This window comes from Mesorhizobium sp. LSHC420B00, assembly GCF_000503055.1.
Taxonomy (GTDB): domain Bacteria; phylum Pseudomonadota; class Alphaproteobacteria; order Rhizobiales; family Rhizobiaceae; genus Mesorhizobium.
Map to the genome: position 1 here is coordinate 1 of NZ_AYVY01000082.1, position 1,414 is coordinate 1,414.

At 57.4% G+C, this 1,414-nt stretch carries 1 protein-coding gene and 1 pseudogene; both read right to left on the reverse strand.

From position 1 onward, the window contains the following. Window positions 1-438: 438 nt before the first annotated feature. Window positions 439-711 (reverse strand): annotated as a pseudogene (locus X760_RS76085) (pentapeptide repeat-containing protein); the annotation flags it as partial. Further along, window positions 692-1,261 (reverse strand): pentapeptide repeat-containing protein, encoded by a 570-nt coding sequence (locus tag X760_RS73545; protein ID WP_245278808.1) that lies wholly within the window; start codon window positions 1,259-1,261, stop codon window positions 692-694. The pseudogene X760_RS76085 and the gene X760_RS73545, both read right to left, overlap by 20 nt. Between the last annotated feature and the right edge of the window lie 153 nt (window positions 1,262-1,414).

The following is a 1,414-nucleotide window of genomic DNA, read 5'->3' on the forward strand; positions in this document are numbered from 1 at the left end:
GTTCTCGCTAACGCCCTCATCAGGGACGACCGGAAATGGTCGCCATCCCTTCCTTGACCAAGACGGATACTCTAGATGCATTCGACAGGCGTTTGACCGACGAAAGCTTAAGCCCCCAAGATGCCGCGGCCTATGTCAAGTGCTGCGAGGCGAGTATGATCGACGCGTTGGTGCCAGGCTTCTGAATGATAATCACGACGATGGTAGTCATTCTCGACGATACAAGAGTTGCTGCCACTTATTCGGACAGGAGCTACCGGTTCGATTGAACCGGTAGCGGTGAACGGAAGGGGCACAAACACCCTTCGGCCGCGATTTCGCCAATAGCAATACCGCAGAAACGTGCCACTTTGGCGGACGATCTGCGCCCTCCGAAGGCAGAAGTTACAGGTTCGAATCCTGTCGGGTGCAGCATTGCCGCAGTTCGCTTGCCGACAACTATTCCTGCTGGAATTGACAGGGCCAATCTTCAGGCCTCGTCAAGCCAGAAGGCAACTCGGTCCGGGCGTCTCCGCAAGCCATGTTGAGCTGCCACTGGGACAGACCCGCCGAATTGGAAAGATCGACACCCTCGATACGGGTCAGAAAGAAAAAGGCGCGGTCAAAGTCTATCGGCGCGGTGAACGTCGCTCCTCGGAAGTCCGCCCGTGCGAGATTGGCAAACGAGAAGCGGCTGCCGCTGATATCGGCGTCATGGAACTGCGCACGCCCCANCGGACAGGCGCACGCGGCCGGGCAGCGACAAGTCCGCCCGTGCGAGATTGGCAAACGAGAAGCGGCTGCCGCTGATATCGGCGTCATGGAACTGCGCACGCCCCAATTCTGCCTTTGTGAAATCAACATTGGTCAGATTGGCGCCCTGGAAATTCGAGCGCTGCATTTCCGCGCTCGCAAACACAGCGCCCTGCGCGTCCATACGGCTGAAGTCGGTCCTGTAGCCCTCGATTCTGTCGAACCGGGCGCCTTTGGCGGTCGAGTCGGCCAAGGAAGCACGCACAAGAGTTGCCTTCTCAAGATTTGCCGCACGGAGATTGGTGTTCCTGAGGTCGGTCGAAGTGAAATCAACACCGAACAGGTTCGCCCCGCTCAGGTCCTGTCCATCTAGGATGAGAAGCTTCTTGTCACACTCTTGCCAATTGACGCCAGGCGTCGCGGCTGCGTCGCAATTTTGAGCGGCAGCGGCGTTCTGCCAAGCAAACACAGTGCAAACCGCTAGAACCAAGCCGGATATGCCGTAAGCTCTGGTTCGCCTCAAAGTCATTGTTGCTGGACCTCTGCTACTCGCCGACACTCACCCTTACCACATCTGCTGACACTCGAGCCACGGTGACCACCGCCGTCACAGTTAGCGCATTTCTCATATTCAAGCTTTGATGTTAATCAACCGATCAACCCGCGCGTAGGGCGCGATTTG